This is a genomic window from Clostridium gelidum, assembly GCF_019977655.1.
Lineage (GTDB): Bacteria > Bacillota > Clostridia > Clostridiales > Clostridiaceae > Clostridium > Clostridium gelidum.
In genome coordinates, this window is the sequence record NZ_AP024849.1 from 325,096 (window position 1) to 342,179 (window position 17,084).

Below are 17,084 nucleotides of genomic sequence, written 5' to 3' on the forward strand. Positions count from 1 at the left end.
TAAGTCATTTTTATACTTGGTTTGGAATAAAAAAAGTGTGAAGAGGTTTTTTATTATATGTTTATAATATAGAATAAACATCTTGACTTGGAGTTAATTCCAAGTATTATAATAAATATTAAGGTGATAAAATTGTAATAGTTAATTATAAGAAGGGTGATGACAATATGGTAAATGTTACATTAGGAAGAACAGGAATAACAGTAAATAGAAACGGATTTGGAGCTCTTCCAATTCAACGTGTTTCTACAGAGGAAGCAGTAAAGCTACTCCGAAAAGCATATGATAGTGGTATTAATTTTTTTGATTCAGCAAAGGTTTATACTGATAGTGAATATAAAATTGGTCTTGCTTTAAGTGATGTTAGGGAGAAAATTATTATTTCAACAAAAACAATGTCCACTACTGTAGAGGGATTTTGGCGTGATTTAGAAAATAGCCTTACTACGCTTAAAACAGATTATATAGATATTTATCAGTTTCATAATCCAAGCTTTTGCCCTAAACCAAATGATGGAACTGGACTTTATGAGGCAATGTTAGAGGCAAAAAAACAAGGGAAAATTCGTTTTATAGGTATTACAAATCATAGACTTTCTATAGCTGAAGAGGCTGTTCTATCAGGGCTTTACGACACTTTACAATTCCCATTCAGCTATCTTGCTGATAAAAAAGACGAGAATTTAGTAAAGCTATGCAAAGAGAAAAATATAGGTTACATATGTATGAAAGCATTGTCTGGTGGACTTATAACAAGAAGTGATGTTGCTTATGCATATCTTTCTGAATTTGAAAATACTTTACCTATTTGGGGTGTTCAACGAGAAAATGAACTTGATGAATTTATTTCGTATATAGAAAATCCTCCTATAATGACAGCTGAGATAAAAGACTATATTGAAAATGAAAGAAAGGAGCTCGTAGGTGAATTCTGTCGTGGTTGTGGATACTGTATGCCATGTCCAGCAGGTATAGAAATCAACAACTGTGCAAGAATGTCTTTGCTTCTTCGTCGATCTCCAGCTGAAGGACATCTTTCAGAAGAAGGGCAGGCTAAGATGAAAAAGATTGAAGATTGCATAGAGTGTGGAAATTGTAAGGCCCATTGTCCTTATGGTCTTGATACTCCAAATCTTTTAAAGAGAAACTATGAGGATTATAAAACATTCTTAGTAAAAGAAGTTTCTAAAGAATGACGTAAAAGTAAGCAATTTGTAAGACAGATATTCAGCCACAAATATAGTTTGGGAGACGACTTATGGAAATACTATCGTTTATAAAAGAAAACAATCTTAAAGACAAATGATAAAATCGGAGTACACTTAATGTAAATAAATATCAAAGTTTGTCCCAAAAATGAAGGAAATGCAGGAACACCAACTTGCACTCCTTCATTTTTTTTATTCCTTCTTCATAGAATCTTCATAAATTTGGTAACTGTTTCTTTAAAATGATTCAATATAATAAGAATTAAAGAATGATAGAGGAGTGAGTAACTATGAAGTACTTAGCAATAATACCAGCTTATAATGAAGGCGCCAATATTTATAATGTGGTAAAAAATATAAAAAACAGTAATTTCGAGTTTGATATTGTGGTTATCAATGATGGATCACAAGATAATACATACTCTGAAGCAAAAAGAGCAGGAGCAAAGGTAATAAATTTATCAAATAATTTGGGTATTGGAGGTGCTGTGCAGACTGGATATTTATATGCTTATAACAATAACTATGATGCTGCAATCCAAATTGATGGTGATGGTCAACATGATTCTAAAGAATTAAATAAACTTGTTGAAGAATTAAAAAAGAATGAAGCAGATATAGTGATTGGATCAAGATTTGTTGAGAAAAGTGAGTATAGACCTAGCTTATTTAGAAATATAGGAATAAAGTACTTTTCGATGATTGTATCTTTTCTTTGCAAAATGCCTTATTATGATACAACCTCAGGTTATAGAATAGTTAATAGAAAGGCTTTAGAGTATTTTATAAACTATTATCCACAGGATTATCCGGAGGTAGAGACCATAGTATATGCTGTGAAAAATGGGTTAAAGGTAAAAGAAATTATGGTAAATATGAATCAAAGACAGGGTGGTAAATCTTCTATAACCCCTTTAAAGTCATTATATTATATGGTAAAAGTAACCTTAGCATTAATAATTAATCCAACAAGTAAAGGAGTACTTTCATGAATACATTTTGTTTATTTATTTCACTAACATTTCTAATAATGACTATTTTATTCATTAAAAAGAGAAGATTAGAATTTGGGTACAGCGTGTTATGGTCAATTGTATGTATTATATTGATAATATTATCTGTTAATGGAGAGATTGTTAATTATTTATCTAACTGTTTAGGAATAATTTATGCGCCTGCATTTCTATTTTTAATAGGAATAATGTTCAGCTTTATAATGATTTTTTATCTTATGATAATCATATCTGATTTAAAGAAGAAGATAACAAAACTTATACAGGTAAATGCTTTATTGGATAATAAAATTAATGAGAGGTTGAAATAAGATGAATTATTTATTGCTTTTCATTAATATAATCATGTTGGTCTCAGGACAAGTTTTATGGAAAATTGGAGTAAGTAAAATGCATTTTGAATTATCACCTAAAGGAATTATAGGAGCTATATTAAATCCTTATATACTTGGTGGAGGTATACTGTATGTTTTTGCTACAGTAATTTGGTTGTATTTGTTGTCTAGAACTGAGCTGAGTAAAATATACCCGCTTCAAAGTTTATGTTATATATTTGGAGCAATAGCAGGAGTGATTTTATTTAAAGAGTGTTTTACTTTAAATAAAGCATTCGGTCTTATATTTATTTTAGCTGGTGCTGGTTTAATTGTCTTAAAATAAAGGGAGTCGAAAGATATTGTTTAGCTTAAGAGATGAAAAAAAAAAAACAAAATACAGTTTATTAGTTATAGAGATTATTTTTATTATAGTGGGTATGATTTCTATTTTGAAATATGGGAATTCACTTCTTTTAGGAAGCCTTGAGAAGTTTGATAATGATGATGTTAAATATATTAGAAGTGCATGGAATCTAATAGATAATAAAATATTATCTTATGAAAACATTAAAGAGTCAACAGTTTATATTATGCCAGGTTTAACTTTCGTGTTAGCCTTTTTCATGATGATTTTTGGAAAAATGCAAGGGATAGTAGCATTTAAGATTTTTCAGCTGATACTTCAGGCAGGTAGCATATACCTGATATTTCTAATAGGTAGGAAAGTTTTTAGTTCTAGAGTGGGACTTATAGCTTCAATAATAGATGTTATATATGTTCCAGAATTATTTGTTGTAAATACAATACTAATGGAATGCATATGTAAGTTTTTATTTCTGCTTCTAATATATATAAGTATTTATGCTATAAAGACAAAGAGCAGTAAGTTGTATATAGCAGGAGGTATTATATGGGCAATATCATGTTTATTTAAACCAACAATGGCTGGGTATCCTATAGTAATTTTATTTATGTGGATAAAGAGTAAGTATAAGTTTTCTGAAATACTTAAATATACTACATTAGTATTAATAATTTTTTGTACAATAATGTCACCTTGGTGGGTTAGAAACTACAAGGAATTTAATAGTGTTATACCTTTCACAAAATCAACTGGTAATCCTTTTTTACAAGGAACATTTATAAATTATGATGACAGTGAAGGCTGGGGAGTACCATATGTAAAAAGTGAAAATGCTATTAAAAATGATCAAAATGAAATAAAAGCAGGATTGCAAAGACTTCAGAAATATGGAGCAGAACAACCCATTAAATATATTTTTTGGTATACTATAGGTAAAACATTTTTCTTTTGGAGAGGACCTTTTTATTGGAGGACAATTTTTAATATACCGTCTCTAATAGCAATTAGTATTCATGTAATAATTTTATTATTAGGAATTCTAGGTATAGTAAAAGCATCCAAAAATAATTTAAATGTAGCCCTAGTGATTGGGGTAGTGTTATTATTAAACCTAATATATTTACCATTCTATACATTTGAAAGATATTCATATATGGCAATGCCTTTAGTAATGTTATTTGCAGCTCTTAGTATAGATGAGATTATAAAAAAGAAGAGGAAGTTATTGAGATGGAAAAGAACACCGTGCTTGTAGTAGATGATGAGAAAGACATTAGAGATGTAATTGAAATTTATTTAATGAACGAAGGAATAAATGTAATTAGTGCTTGTGATGGAATTGAAGCCATAGAAAAACTAAAAACTAATAAGATTGATTTAATAATTTTAGATGTTATGATGCCAAATTTAGATGGGATAAGAACATGTTTAAAAATTAGAGAAGAGAAAAAATTACCCATTATTATGCTCTCAGCTAAAATTGAAGATAGCGATAAAATATTAGGACTTAATGTAGGAGCAGATGATTATGTGACCAAGCCTTTCAATCCTCTTGAACTAACTGCAAGAGTAAAATCTCAGCTTAGAAGATATATAAATTTTAGTGAAGAAAAGAAACAGAATGAGGATGAAATAATAATAGATGGACTTACTTTAAATAAAGCTTCAAGAGAAGTTTTCGTAGATGGAAATTTTGTCAGGCTTACTCCTTTGGAATTCTCAATATTAGAAGTACTTGCGTTGAATAGAGGTAGAGTGTTGAGCACTGAACAGATATACGAACAGGTATGGAATGAATCTTTTAATAATGCTGATAATACGGTAGCAGTTCATATAAGAAATATAAGAGAAAAAATAGAGATAAATCCAAAAGACCCGAAGTATATCAAAGTTGTTTGGGGAGTGGGGTATAAAATTGAAAAATAGGATTAAAAAAGTTTTATTTGGAAGTATTACTAGAGAACTACTATTGGCTATTATAGTGAGCTTAGGGGTGGTTGTTATAGGAATAATGATTGCTATCGCAATGTTTTATGACAATGCTTCCAAAGATACTACTGTTAAAATGGGAGCAGATGCTAACAGCTTATATGTCCAAGTAGCAAAGTATGTAACGCGAGATGATGAGGGCTGTAATGAATTTTTTAAGACGTTAGGTGAATATTATGAGTATGATGCTGCAATCACTGATGCTAATGGGAATATAATTTTAAAAACAGAAAATGTAAATACAGATAAAATGGACACTGAAAAAGTTAAGCAAATCCTTCAACACAGTCGTTATAATCGAAATGATACATTTTATCAAAGATACGAAATAAAACTTGATAATAAGGATGCACAACTTTTTGTATGGAAGACACCACAACCAGATCAAATTGCTAATCTGAATAAAATAATATTATTTATAGGTATAATTCCAGTAATCATAGTAGTATTGCTTATATATATTTTAACTAGAAGAAAAACTAAGTATATAAAAGAAATATGTAGTGGCATAGAAATAATTTCACAGGGAAATCTTGATTATATAATTGATAAAAAAGGTGTAGATGAATTATCAATACTATCAGATAAGATTAATAGTATGTCTATTGATTTAAAAAATATAATGGAAGAGGAGAGAAATGCACAAAGATTTAAAAGTGAACTCATCACAAACGTATCTCATGATTTAAGGACTCCGCTGACTTCTTTAATTGGATATATACAACTAGCAAATGATGAGAAAACTTCATTAAAGGATAAAGAAAAATATATTGAAATATCTCTACAAAAATCAAATAAATTAAAAAATCTTATAAATGATTTATTTGAGTATTCAAAGCTTGAAAGTGGAGGAATTAAACTTGAAAAGGAAGAAGTTAATATTATTGAAATAATTGAACAAAGCATAGGCGAACTTTCTATACTTGCTAGAGAACGAAACATGACTTTCTCTAAAAACTTTAGTAAAAGCATTATTTTAAAGGTGGATCCAAATAAAATAGGTAGAGTATTTGAGAATATAATTTCCAATGCTGTGAAGTATAGTACCGAAGGAAGTACTATACATATTGAAGTTTTTGAAAAGAATGATGGCGTAATAATTAGCTTTGAAAATGCAATAGATGAAGAGTTTGAAGAAAATGCAGAAAGATTATTTGATAGGTTTTATAGAGCAGATAAAGCTAGAAATTCTGAACAGGGTGGTTCAGGATTGGGACTCGCTATTGCCAAGAATATTATAGAACTGCATGGGGGAATAATATGGGCAGAATCTGAAGAGAAAATTTTTAGAATTAACATAAAACTATATTAAAATATGAGGAGAAAGTTAGGATTATCACTTAGCTTTCTCCTCATATTTTTATTACTTTGCCATCAATTGCAGATTAGTGTAATGTTTAGTAATATAACGCGATTTATAACATAACTAGGAGTAAGAATTTCATTATTATACTATTAAGACATTATAAGCTTATCTTTTTGTAATATATGTTCTAAAATCCAATTAAATATAAAGCCGAGCAAATCCTCTATATATTTTTGTTGGTTTCTATCAATATCATATAAACGTATAGCATCTATTTTTTTTATAAAAGCATCATGTTCTTTTTTTTGATCTTCATATCCAGAATAATTAACTTGAAGCATATACTCCTCTTCGCATTTAAAATGATACTTGGTATAACTTCTTAGATCTTCAATTATCACAATTATTTCATCATATTTATCCACTTTTAAGCCGTTTTTTAATAGAGAATAGGCTTGATTACCTATATCAAAAAGATGTTTATGCTGAGTATCAATTAAGTCCATATCAATTGAATAACTGTCTTTCCAAATTAACATATTAATTACCTCCAGGCATAATTTATTTTTTCATATATTGAGTTTTAATACAATTATATCATGATTATACAATAAGTTATATAATTAGACTTTCTTTTTGTACATTCATAAAGCGCTTAAACCTAAATACATTATTTTCAAGAAATAAGCGCTATATCAAATGAATTAGAAAATATGTTTATAAAATTAACTGGCTTAGTAAATCAATTTAAAGTTTCGCTGTGGCAAAATATAACAAAATACAGTTTAAATAAAATTCACATGATTAATATACAAAAAATAATATAAATATACAAAACACTGTAAATTAAATTGATATAATAATGCTAAATTAACGTTAATAATTAGAGCGATATATAAATAATTTAATTTAAAGGTGGGAAAATTAATATGTTAGAAAATAATTTAAATGAGATTTTAAATAAAAGGTTTAATAAAACAATTAGCCAAGCTAGCAATGAAGAAATTTATTTAGCTTTATTAGAATTAACAAAAGGAACAATTAATAAAAAAGGAACAAACAAGGGAAAGAAAAAGTTATACTACATCTCAGCTGAATTTTTAATTGGTAAGTTATTATCAAACAACTTAATTAACTTAGGTATTTATGAAGAAGTTAAGGCTGTATTAGCTAAAAACGAAAAAGAATTACTTGAAATTGAAGAGGTTGAATTAGAACCTTCTTTAGGAAATGGAGGACTTGGAAGATTAGCTGCATGTTTCTTAGATTCAATTGCAACTTTAGGATTAAATGGAGATGGAGTAGGATTAAATTACCACTTTGGTTTATTTAAACAAGTTTTTGAAGATCATAAACAAAAGGCTACAAAGAATCCATGGATTACTAGTGAAAGCTGGTTAAATAAATCTGATATTAAATTTGAAGTACAATTTGGTGGATTTAATGTAAAATCAACTTTATATGATATAGATGTAACAGGATATGACGAAGCTTCAAACAAGCTTAGATTATTTGATATTGATACTATAGATGAATCTTTAGTTGAAGAGGGTATAAATTTCAATAAATGTGATATCATGAAGAACTTAACATTATTCTTATATCCAGATGACAGTGATGAAGCTGGGGAATTATTAAGAATATATCAACAATACTTTATGGTAAGTAATGCTGCCCAATTAATTCTACTTGAAGCTGAAGAAAATGGATACGATCTTCATAAATTAAATGAACATGTAGTAGTTCAAATAAATGATACGCATCCATCAATGGTTATTCCTGAACTAATCAGATTACTTGGTGAAAATGGGATTGGAATGGATGAAGCTATTGAAATTGTATCTAAGACCTGTGCTTACACTAACCACACAATACTAGCAGAAGCTTTAGAAAAATGGCCAATAGCATATCTACAAAAAGTTGTTCCTCAATTATTACCAATAATTAGAGAATTAGACAACAGAATTAAGAAGAACTTTAAATATGAGAACGTAGCTATTATAGATAAAGATAAGCGTGTACACATGGCTCATATGGATATTCACTATGGATTCAGTGTAAATGGAGTTGCGGCATTACATACTGAAATCTTAAAAGATGAAGAATTAAAGCCATTCTATGATATTTATCCAGATAAATTCAACAATAAGACAAATGGTATAACATTTAGAAGATGGTTATTACATTGTAATAATGAATTAGCTGATTATATAACTAAACTTATTGGTGAAGATTTCAAGAAAGATGCTGATAAGTTAGAAGATTTAGCTAAGTATTTAGATGATAAAGCAGTATTAAATAAACTTGGAGAAATTAAGAAAAATAACAAGGTTATATTAAAGAACTACTTAAAGGAAACTCAAAATATAGAAGTTGATGAAAATTCTATATTTGATATCCAAATTAAGAGACTTCATGAATATAAGAGACAACAAATGAATGTTCTTTATATCATTAATAAATATTTAGAAATTAAGAAGGGTAAAAAGCCAACTACTCCAATCACTATGATATTTGGAGCTAAGGCTGCACCTGCTTATATAATTGCACAAGATATTATACACACCATTCTTTGTTTACAAGAAATAATTAATAATGATCAAGAAGTTAATAAGTACTTAAAGGTTGTTATGGTTGAAAACTATAATGTAACTAAGGCTTCTAAATTAATACCAGCTTGTGACGTATCAGAACAAATTTCTCTTGCATCTAAGGAGGCCAGTGGTACTGGTAACATGAAGTTCATGTTAAATGGGGCATTAACACTTGGAACAGATGATGGAGCTAATGTTGAAATTCATGAATTAGTTGGAGATGATAACATATATATCTTTGGGGAATCAAGTGAAGCTGTAATTGAACATTATAAGAAGGCGGATTACGTTTCTAAGGATTTCTATGAGAAACCTGCAATTAAAGAATTAGTAGATTTTATTATAGGTAATGAAATGATGGAAATTGGAGATAAAGAAAATCTTACAAGACTTCATGAAGAATTAGTAAACAAAGATTGGTTTATGACTTTACTTGATATTGAAGATTACATTAAAACTAAGGATATAGCATTTAAGGACTATGAAGATAGAGAAACTTGGAACAAGAAAGTGTTAGTAAACATCAGCAAGGCTGGATTCTTCTCTTCAGATCGTACAATTGCTCAATATAATAAGGATATCTGGAAACTTTAATTTAAAAACAAGATTATGTTAAAGAATAATGTTAATAATATATAAATTAAAAGGGAAGTCAATTTGACTTCCCTTTTAAGTTAACATTGTTTTATCCAAAATTTTTGTTTCTATATTCAGAAGGAGAGACTCCAGTAAAGGATTTGAAGACTTTATGGAAATGACTTTGATCATGAAAGCCTAGAGTTAAGGCTATTTCTAAAATGCTACTATTTGTAGTTACAAGTAGTACTTTACCTCGATCTATTCTAATTTTTTTTGCATATTTCATAATAGTTATTCCCATATGCTTCTTAAAACAATCAGAGATATAACCTTCAGATAAATTTACTTCACTAGCTAATTTCTTTAAAGATATTTGACTTTCTATATTAAGATGCAAGTGCTTGAGAATTCTATTTATAACAAAATTATCTTTTACTTCAACATCATTAATAAGTAAATTTATATAAGTATCTATCATTTTTATTTCAAGCTCTTGAAGCTCCTTCAGGGTATTAAGCGATTGGATTAAAGTATAAAATTTATTGTATACAGGGTGAAGGTATTTTGTTAAGATTCCATTTCCAACTATCTCTCGAGTATACATGGCATTCCAAATAATCAAATTGTTTTTTTTATCTTGAATTGATATGTTTTCGGATATTTCTTCTAAATGTTTTTCTTTGATTATTTCTATTATTTGTGGCTTTGCTCTGAGTTCAATAAGAAAAGAGATATCATTACTGAAAAGATTAGAATCCGATTTAAAGGGATGATAATTTTCTGTGAATGAATTATCCAAAATACATCCTCCTTGTCTGATGCAAATATACATCACATCATTGACTCAATATTTTTTTATATTTTTAAAACAAACTAATTTGTTAAAATCACAGTGTATATATACATATTATATTAGATATGTACAAGCAAAATCAAATATATTTCAAGAAAAATAATAGTTTAGTTTCTCGATAATGTTTAATAAATTCTACATTAAATGAATTAGAAAATATGTCTGCAAAATTAAATTTTTTAGTGAATCAATTTGAAATTTTTTGATTTTGAAATATAAATTAATTTAAGGTGAAATGAGGAATAACATAGATAAATAACCAATATAGTATTATAATTAAAATAGAAATAAACATAAATAAATTTTGGGAGGTAAGAATATGAAAAGTTTAAAGGGAAGTAAGACAGCAGAAAATTTAATGAAATCATTCGCAGGTGAGTGCCAAGCTAGAACTAGGTATACATATTATTCTAGTATTGCTAAAAAGGAAGGTTTTGTACAAATTGCAAATATATTTTTAGAAACAGCAGAGCAAGAAAAAGAACATGCTAAAAGGTTTTACAAGTTTCTTAAAGAAGATTTTGTTGATGAAGCAATAGAAATACAAGCATCTTTTCCAGTTTCATTTCATAAAGAGACATTAAAAAATTTACTTGCAGCAGCTGCAGGTGAAAATGAAGAATGGACAGAACTTTACCCAAGCTTTGCAAAGGTTGCAGAAGAAGAAGGGTATCCAGAAGTTGCAATAGCTTATAGAAGAATAACTGAAGTAGAGGAACGTCATGAGATAAGATACAATAAACTTGCTAAGAACATTGAAGAGGGAAAAGTATTTAAAAAAGACGAAATAGCTCTTTGGAAATGTGGTAATTGTGGATATATATTCGAAGGTAAAGAGGCACCAGTTGTTTGCCCAGCTTGCATACACCCACAAGCATATTTTGAAGTGTTTGTAGAAAATTATTAATTAATAAAAATAAAAGATTATATAATATTATAAATGAGAAAAAAGAAATTTATAATAATCAAAAGTGCACCTCATTAAGTAGATTCAGTTATAATAACTGTTGAAAAATTTACTTAGTGAGGTGTTTTTTATAGTGATAAACAATTATTAAAATAGTAACAGATTATCATAAAAGTATAATTTAATATAGTTAACCTAATTTAGCAGTTAAAATCCAAACAAATTTATTCATTTGTTGGTAGCTTACAGTGAACCCTTCAGATTCAAATATTTCAGTTAAGATTTCATGGGTTGTGTAAAATTCTGTTTCAAGATCATGTGCTAAAGCAACAAAATTCTTATTATATGCATCTTTTATTATTGCTTCTTTAGTTTCAATAGAATCATACATAGTATCTGTGATAATTATAGTTCCATTATTTCTTAGTTTGCTTTTTAATATCTTAATAGAGTCTTTTTTCTCAGAATCTGTAAGATGGTGAAATGCATAACTATTGATAATAGCATCTACACTATTATCATCAATAGACAATGATAAAAATGTCCCAGATAAAAATGATATAGAAGGGTATTTTTTTGTAGCTATATCACGCATTTTAGAATTTGGTTCAATACCTATAGTATTATAGCCAGCTTTGGCTGCAACCGTAGTTAAGTTTCCAGTTCCAGCACCAATATCAAGTACAGTGGCACCTTGATATTTCGCAATATGCTTAACAGTTTCATTCAATATTTCAGTATAATTTTTAAATACTTCTTCATATTGGCCATCTTTCATATAAACAGTTTCATCATATTTATCTGCCCAATCATCAAACAGAGAATTAAAGCGGAAATCTGATAGATTCATAGAAAAATCATATAAATTTTGGCTGAAATATCTGTCACTACGGTCTGGAAGTATAACAACAATGTTAGTTTTTTCCTTTGCTTTATATGCTTGCTTTATAGCGCCCGCAACAGCAGCACCAGATGATGAACCAGCTAAAACACCTTCTTTTTTAGAGAGAAGACGTACAAAATACATAGATTCATCATCGGGTATTTTTTCGACTTCATCAATATAACTTCTATCAAAAATACTAGGAATAAAGTGATTTCCGATGCCTTCTACCTTATAAGTACCTTCTTCACCACCACCTAATATGGAACCGATTGGGTCACTTAATACAATTTTTATATTAGGATTTTGCTCTTTAAGGTATGAAGCAATACCAATAATTGTTCCACCGGAACCAGCGCCAGCAACTAAAACATCAACTTTACCATCTAATGCATCATAAATTTCTTTACCAGTTTTTCTATGTGCAGCTACATTAGCAGGATTATCAAACTGTTTTGCCATAAAGCAGTTTGGAATTTGTTTTACTAATTCATTTGCCTTTGCTACTGCACCTTCAATTCCTTCATCGGAAGGAGTCACAATAAGTTCTGCTCCAAGTGCTTTCATTAAAATTTGCTTTTCAACAGAAAACTTTTCAGGTATTACAATTATTAAATGGTATCCTTTTTCAAAAGCAGCCATAGCAAGTCCTATTCCTGTGTTTCCAGCAGTTGCTTCTATAATTGTATAACCAGGTTTTAAAAGGCCTTGTTTTTCAGCAGTTTCTACAATTTCCATACCTATACGATCTTTTATACTTCCGCCAGGATTTAAATATTCTAATTTAGCAAAGATATTTACATCCTTATTTGGCGAAATGTGATTAAGTTTAAGCAAGGGTGTATTTCCAATTATATCTCTAATATCATTTATATAATGCATTCAAAAATCCTCCTTATTTATAAAGTGCTTGTTTGAAATCTTCAATTAAATCATCTGGATCTTCGATTCCTACAGAAAAGCGAACAAGACTATCTTTTATGCCAAGTCTTTCTCTTTGATCTACTGGAATAGAAGCATGTGTCATGACAGCAGGAAGGCAAAACAGACTTTCAACACCACCTAAACTTTCTGCAAGAGCTATCATTTTAACATTATTAACAAGTTTATGTGCTAGCTCAGTTGTTTCAAATTCAAAAGAAATCATGGCTCCAATGTTTGGATAGTATATTTTCTTAATTTGAGGTATAGAAGACAAGAACTCAACTATTTTCTTAGCGTTACTTTGTGAGCGGTCAATTCTAATAGCAAGAGTTTTAATGCCTCTGATTAATAAGAAACTATCTTGTGGTCCTAGTACTGCGCCTACTGAATTTTGTAAGAAACCAATACGTTCACTTAATTCTGGAGTAGAAGTTACAACTAGTCCAGCCACAACATCACTATGTCCACCAAGATACTTTGTTGCACTATGCACTACGATATCAATACCTTGCTCAATAGGGCGTTGTAAATAAGGTGTTAAAAATGTATTATCAACAACTGATACAATATTATGAGTTTTAGCAATTTTTGAAATAGCACTTAAATCACTTAATTTCATTAATGGATTAGTAGGAGTTTCAATAAAAATCGCTTTAGTATTTGAGGTTATAGCCTCTTCGATTTCATCTAAATTAGAAGTATTCACTAAAGAATAGGTAATGCCAAGGTTAGTAAATACCTTATCTATTAAACGAAAAGTTCCACCATAAACATTATCTGATAATAAAAGATGATCACCAGATTTAAATAGCATAATAACTGTAGATAAAGCAGCTAGACCTGATGCAAAAGCAAAACCAGAATGTCCACCTTCAAGATCAGAAATTAATTTTTCTAGAGCCTCGCGAGTTGGGTTGCCAGTTCGAGCATATTCATAACCTTTGTGATGCCCTACACTTTCTTGTCTAAAAGTTGATGTTTGATATATTGGAATATTAACAGCTCCAGTAGAAGCATCTTCACTAATTCCGCCATGTATTACTTTAGAATAAAAATTCATAATTATTTCCCCTTTATATAAAATATTTTTAATTCATAGTTATCATATGGATGTTATAGGTTATTTGTGAGTATTGTACATCAAATTTAAATATTTGTAAACACATTAGCCTATTATTGGATAACATTTTTACAATTATAAAAATTAGGAAAAACGTATTGTAGAAATTGTAGAATCAAAATCTTTTAAAAATGTTGTTTTAGACGATAAAAATATATTTAAAGATTTCGATTTCCCAGATTGGTTTAAAAAATAAGACATATGAAATGAAATAACAAGTAAAACATACTGACTTAGTATTTTTATGAATATGTCGAAAGGGGTGGGAAAATGATCGAATTTGCATTAAGCATTCAAGGACAAGCTAAAGAAAATAGAAAAGAGAGAGTTAAAGAACTCTTAGGATTAGTTGGTGTAGAGGATAAAGAAAATGTATATCCAGCTGAGTTAAGTGGTGGACAAAAGCAAAGGGTAGGTATAGTAAGAGTATTAGCTACTAATCCTAAGATTCTCCTATGTGATGAAGCAACTTCTGCACTAGATGTGCACACAACAAAAGAAATTGTGGATATTCTGCGAAATATTAATGATAAGTTGGGGATAACTATTGTATTCATTACTCATCAATTAGAAGTTGCAAAGCAACTGTTCCATAGAATTGCAGTAATAAATGATGGAATTAGTATAGAAGAAAATACAGCTTATAATATTTTTGCAAATCCTAAACATGAATTGACTAAAAAACTTGTAAAGAATGAAATGAAAATTCCGGAACCTGTTTTAAATAGGGTAAAAGGTCATAAGATCCATACCATTTATCATTTTATTAGTATTGCTAGTACCTGTAACAAATAAATCAGTAGGTTCTACTACTGGACCAGTTGCTGCATCCGTACCACTTACAGTAGCTTCAATAGCATTCTTTGCAAGATTAATGGAGGGCGCCTTAGCTGAAATAGATCAAGGTGTTCTAGAAGTATCAGTAGCAATGGGTGCAAATTTAATAGAAATCATATTTAATGTACTTTTAGTAGAGGCATTACCAGGAATGATTAGAGGAATAACAGTAACTTTAATTAGTATAATAGGATTCTCTGTTATGGCTGGAACTGTTGGAGGAGGCGGTATAGGAGATCTAGCAATTAGATTTGGTTATTATCGTTATGAGACAGATGTTATGTTTATTACAGTAGCACTATTGATAATTGTAGTTCAAATAATTCAAGGTTTTCGTGAAAAACTAGCAGTGGCTCTTACAAAAAAATAATTTTAATAGGTGTAATGAAGTGTTATGGATAATTTGTTTTATGTAAATTTATTCGTAGCACTTTAATTTTAGTGAAATAATATTTCACAAAATGTCTTGTATTTGTATAAAGTTATTGGTATTTGCATAAAAGTAGAGATATTTAAATAAAAATATTGATACTTTTATAAAATAATAGTAAAGTTAGCTTAAATTCAATTAAGCATTGCACTAAATAAATGTTGAGTGTGATGAATATACGTGAAATTTAAATTATGACAGATGGTGAGCAAATGATTAAAGTAAAATTAGAAAAAAACAAAAATGAGAAAATAATATTTAAATTGAAAATTAAAGATATTGATAAGGAAAATGTTTTGTTTAAGAGAGCAATCATGGAATCAAAAATCATTAAAGGAAAATCAACGTATGATTATGAAGTACCTTTAAGGTTTTTTATTCCCATATTCAATAACATAGATAAGGAAAATCTAAAGTTAGATAAGAAAAGTATATTATCTTATTTGGAGTTTTCAGATTGTTATGATGAAAATTATTATACAAATGTTGAGGCTACAGCCAAGTATATGAAAAAGTGGAGAGAAGAAGGATGCCCTGATATTTATAAAATTACTATAGACCAAGATAGTTATAATGTAAAAAAAGAAGTGGCATTTAGAAGACTTATAGTAGGAGCTATGAATTTAAAGCTATAATATAGTTTTAAAAAATGATATACATACTAGTAATAAGTTAATCAATGGATTTCTTAGTCTTCTAAATAATTTATGTTAAAATAGAAACTTGTCTTATTAAAATCATATAAGATAAGTTTCTATTTTTAATGAAGCATCAAAAAAGGGATATTAAAAATGATTAACAGTTTAGTATTAAATGGAGCAGAAAGGATAGTACTTGGATGTACAGAAATACCATTGTTAATGAAGCAGGAATATGTAGATATACCAATTTTTGATACAACAACAATACATTCTATTTCTGCTGTTGAATTTGCTTTAAATTAATCTTATTGCTTATTTTGAATTGAAAATTGGTAATGGGGATATTATTTTTATATAGATAATAATCTAAATAAAGGGAGGAATTGCAATGAACAATGTAATTACAAGAAACGAAGCAATTGATTTACTTAAGAAATATAACAAGGAGCCATTTCATATACTTCATGCTCTTACAGTGGAAGGGGTTATGAGATGGTATGCAGAACAATTAGGATATGGTGATGAAGTAGAATATTGGGGAATGGTAGGTCTGTTACATGATATTGATTTTGAAATGTGGCCAGAAGAACATTGTGTAAAGGCTGCAGAATTATTAAGAGAAGCTAATATAAGTGATGAAATGATTTATGCTATCTGCAGTCATGGATATGGAATTTGTGTTGAAATAAAACCTAATCATACTATGGAAAAAATATTATTTGCTACAGATGAATTAACTGGATTAATAGGTGCAGCTGCAAGAATGCGTCCTTCAAAGAGTGTTATGGATATGGAACTATCTAGTTTAAAGAAAAAGTTTAAGGATAAAAAGTTTGCAGCAGGATGTTCAAGAGATATTATTAAAAGTGGAGCAGAATTGCTTGAATGGAATTTAGATGAACTTTTAGAAAAAACAATTATGGCAATGAGATTATGTGAAGAATCTGTAAATGAAAGTATGAAAGACTTTGAATAGAACACTATCTAGATATTAGTGAATAAGGTAACTAAGTAAAATATTTATTATATAAAAGAGGAAGATAGTGAGTACAAATTAAAAAGATATTATAGTATAAACTGCAACTGATAAAAGGGCTATCTCAAGTATGAAACTTTGAG

The 17,084-nt window shown here is 28.8% G+C and carries 17 protein-coding genes and 2 pseudogenes; 14 read left to right on the plus strand and 5 right to left on the minus strand.

Going from position 1 to position 17,084, the window contains the following annotated elements; genetic code table 11:
* Positions 1-167: 167 nt before the first annotated feature.
* The 7 genes from psyc5s11_RS01555 to psyc5s11_RS01585 all read left to right on the plus strand — a co-directional run bounded on the left by psyc5s11_RS01555 (position 168) and on the right by psyc5s11_RS01585 (position 6,203).
* Positions 168-1,196 carry an aldo/keto reductase gene (locus tag psyc5s11_RS01555; RefSeq protein ID WP_224035914.1) on the plus strand — a complete coding sequence of 343 codons (1,029 nt, stop codon included), beginning with the start codon at positions 168-170 and terminating at the stop codon, positions 1,194-1,196.
* 302 nt (positions 1,197-1,498) lie between these two features.
* On the plus strand, positions 1,499-2,200 hold the full coding sequence (locus tag psyc5s11_RS01560) for a glycosyltransferase family 2 protein (RefSeq protein WP_224035915.1): 702 nt from the start codon (positions 1,499-1,501) through the stop codon (positions 2,198-2,200).
* Positions 2,197-2,532, plus strand: coding sequence for a DUF2304 domain-containing protein (locus tag psyc5s11_RS01565; RefSeq protein WP_224035916.1), 336 nt, complete (start codon positions 2,197-2,199; stop codon positions 2,530-2,532). The genes psyc5s11_RS01560 and psyc5s11_RS01565 overlap by 4 nt, the downstream gene beginning before the upstream one ends.
* Before the next feature lies 1 nt (position 2,533).
* Entirely contained in the window at positions 2,534-2,881 is a 348-nt protein-coding gene (locus tag psyc5s11_RS01570; RefSeq protein ID WP_224035917.1) for an EamA family transporter, read from the plus strand.
* 16 nt (positions 2,882-2,897) lie between these two features.
* Entirely contained in the window at positions 2,898-4,157 is a 1,260-nt protein-coding gene (locus tag psyc5s11_RS01575) for an ArnT family glycosyltransferase (protein WP_224035918.1), read from the plus strand.
* The gene (locus psyc5s11_RS01580; protein WP_224035919.1) at positions 4,133-4,828 is read left to right on the plus strand and encodes a response regulator transcription factor; all 696 of its coding nucleotides are present in this window, start codon (positions 4,133-4,135) and stop codon (positions 4,826-4,828) included. The genes psyc5s11_RS01575 and psyc5s11_RS01580 overlap by 25 nt, the downstream gene beginning before the upstream one ends.
* Complete coding sequence (locus psyc5s11_RS01585) at positions 4,818-6,203, plus strand: sensor histidine kinase (protein ID WP_224035920.1); 1,386 nt, start codon at positions 4,818-4,820, stop codon at positions 6,201-6,203. Before psyc5s11_RS01580 ends, psyc5s11_RS01585 begins: the two co-directional genes overlap by 11 nt.
* Before the next feature lie 143 nt (positions 6,204-6,346).
* Here psyc5s11_RS01585 and psyc5s11_RS01590 read toward each other — a convergent pair whose 3' ends face one another.
* Positions 6,347-6,736: a bacteriohemerythrin gene (locus tag psyc5s11_RS01590; protein ID WP_224035921.1), complete on the minus strand. Its 390-nt coding sequence runs from the start codon at positions 6,734-6,736 to the stop codon at positions 6,347-6,349.
* Between the two features lie 390 nt (positions 6,737-7,126).
* Between psyc5s11_RS01590 and psyc5s11_RS01595 the strand changes: the two genes are divergently transcribed.
* Positions 7,127-9,385, plus strand: coding sequence for a glycogen/starch/alpha-glucan phosphorylase (locus tag psyc5s11_RS01595; protein WP_224035922.1), 2,259 nt, complete (start codon positions 7,127-7,129; stop codon positions 9,383-9,385).
* Positions 9,386-9,476: 91 nt separating this feature from the next.
* Here the strand turns inward: psyc5s11_RS01595 and psyc5s11_RS01600 are convergent, their stop codons facing one another.
* Positions 9,477-10,169, minus strand: a complete 693-nt coding sequence (locus tag psyc5s11_RS01600) for a helix-turn-helix domain-containing protein (RefSeq protein ID WP_224035923.1) — start codon at positions 10,167-10,169, stop codon at positions 9,477-9,479.
* Between the two features lie 373 nt (positions 10,170-10,542).
* On the opposite strand from psyc5s11_RS01600, the gene rbr reads away from it, so the two are divergent.
* The gene (gene rbr, locus psyc5s11_RS01605; protein WP_224035924.1) at positions 10,543-11,130 is read left to right on the plus strand and encodes a rubrerythrin; all 588 of its coding nucleotides are present in this window, start codon (positions 10,543-10,545) and stop codon (positions 11,128-11,130) included.
* A 190-nt stretch (positions 11,131-11,320) separates the two neighbouring features.
* On the opposite strand, the gene psyc5s11_RS28005 is transcribed toward rbr, so the two are convergent.
* The 3 genes and pseudogenes from psyc5s11_RS28005 to psyc5s11_RS01615 form a co-directional block, all read right to left on the minus strand.
* Positions 11,321-11,980 carry a class I SAM-dependent methyltransferase gene (locus psyc5s11_RS28005; RefSeq protein WP_311196436.1) on the minus strand — a complete coding sequence of 220 codons (660 nt, stop codon included), beginning with the start codon at positions 11,978-11,980 and terminating at the stop codon, positions 11,321-11,323.
* A 9-nt stretch (positions 11,981-11,989) separates the two neighbouring features.
* Positions 11,990-12,895: pseudogene (gene cysK / locus psyc5s11_RS28010) on the minus strand (cysteine synthase A); the annotation flags it as partial.
* A gap of 13 nt (positions 12,896-12,908) precedes the next feature.
* Positions 12,909-13,997 carry a trans-sulfuration enzyme family protein gene (locus psyc5s11_RS01615; RefSeq protein ID WP_224035926.1) on the minus strand — a complete coding sequence of 363 codons (1,089 nt, stop codon included), beginning with the start codon at positions 13,995-13,997 and terminating at the stop codon, positions 12,909-12,911.
* A gap of 330 nt (positions 13,998-14,327) precedes the next feature.
* Here psyc5s11_RS01615 and psyc5s11_RS01620 point away from each other — a divergent pair, with 330 nt between their 5' ends.
* The 5 genes and pseudogenes from psyc5s11_RS01620 to psyc5s11_RS01640 all read left to right on the plus strand — a co-directional run bounded on the left by psyc5s11_RS01620 (position 14,328) and on the right by psyc5s11_RS01640 (position 16,941).
* Complete coding sequence (locus psyc5s11_RS01620) at positions 14,328-14,852, plus strand: ATP-binding cassette domain-containing protein (RefSeq protein WP_224035927.1); 525 nt, start codon at positions 14,328-14,330, stop codon at positions 14,850-14,852.
* Positions 14,794-15,264: pseudogene (locus tag psyc5s11_RS01625) on the plus strand (methionine ABC transporter permease); the annotation flags it as partial. The gene psyc5s11_RS01620 and the pseudogene psyc5s11_RS01625, both read left to right, overlap by 59 nt.
* Positions 15,265-15,536: 272 nt before the next feature.
* The gene (locus psyc5s11_RS01630; RefSeq protein ID WP_224038111.1) at positions 15,537-15,959 is read left to right on the plus strand and encodes a hypothetical protein; all 423 of its coding nucleotides are present in this window, start codon (positions 15,537-15,539) and stop codon (positions 15,957-15,959) included.
* Between the two features lie 156 nt (positions 15,960-16,115).
* Entirely contained in the window at positions 16,116-16,268 is a 153-nt protein-coding gene (locus psyc5s11_RS01635; protein WP_224035928.1) for a hypothetical protein, read from the plus strand.
* An 85-nt stretch (positions 16,269-16,353) separates the two neighbouring features.
* Entirely contained in the window at positions 16,354-16,941 is a 588-nt protein-coding gene (locus psyc5s11_RS01640) for an HD domain-containing protein (RefSeq protein ID WP_224035929.1), read from the plus strand.
* Positions 16,942-17,084 lie beyond the last annotated feature (143 nt).

Coding starts and splice junctions, on each gene's coding strand:
- psyc5s11_RS01555 (WP_224035914.1), top strand. CDS start 168: ATGGTAAATGTTACATTAGGAAGAACAGGAATAACAGTAAATAGAAAC.
- psyc5s11_RS01560 (WP_224035915.1), top strand. CDS start 1,499: ATGAAGTACTTAGCAATAATACCAGCTTATAATGAAGGCGCCAATATT.
- psyc5s11_RS01565 (WP_224035916.1), top strand. CDS start 2,197: ATGAATACATTTTGTTTATTTATTTCACTAACATTTCTAATAATGACT.
- psyc5s11_RS01570 (WP_224035917.1), top strand. CDS start 2,534: ATGAATTATTTATTGCTTTTCATTAATATAATCATGTTGGTCTCAGGA.
- psyc5s11_RS01580 (WP_224035919.1), top strand. CDS start 4,133: ATGGAAAAGAACACCGTGCTTGTAGTAGATGATGAGAAAGACATTAGA.
- psyc5s11_RS01590 (WP_224035921.1), bottom strand. CDS start 6,736: ATGTTAATTTGGAAAGACAGTTATTCAATTGATATGGACTTAATTGAT.
- psyc5s11_RS01595 (WP_224035922.1), top strand. CDS start 7,127: ATGTTAGAAAATAATTTAAATGAGATTTTAAATAAAAGGTTTAATAAA.
- rbr (WP_224035924.1), top strand. CDS start 10,543: ATGAAAAGTTTAAAGGGAAGTAAGACAGCAGAAAATTTAATGAAATCA.
- psyc5s11_RS28005 (WP_311196436.1), bottom strand. CDS start 11,980: ATGAATCTATCAGATTTCCGCTTTAATTCTCTGTTTGATGATTGGGCA.
- psyc5s11_RS01615 (WP_224035926.1), bottom strand. CDS start 13,997: ATGAATTTTTATTCTAAAGTAATACATGGCGGAATTAGTGAAGATGCT.
- psyc5s11_RS01620 (WP_224035927.1), top strand. CDS start 14,328: ATGATCGAATTTGCATTAAGCATTCAAGGACAAGCTAAAGAAAATAGA.
- psyc5s11_RS01630 (WP_224038111.1), top strand. CDS start 15,537: ATGATTAAAGTAAAATTAGAAAAAAACAAAAATGAGAAAATAATATTT.
- psyc5s11_RS01635 (WP_224035928.1), top strand. CDS start 16,116: ATGATTAACAGTTTAGTATTAAATGGAGCAGAAAGGATAGTACTTGGA.
- psyc5s11_RS01640 (WP_224035929.1), top strand. CDS start 16,354: ATGAACAATGTAATTACAAGAAACGAAGCAATTGATTTACTTAAGAAA.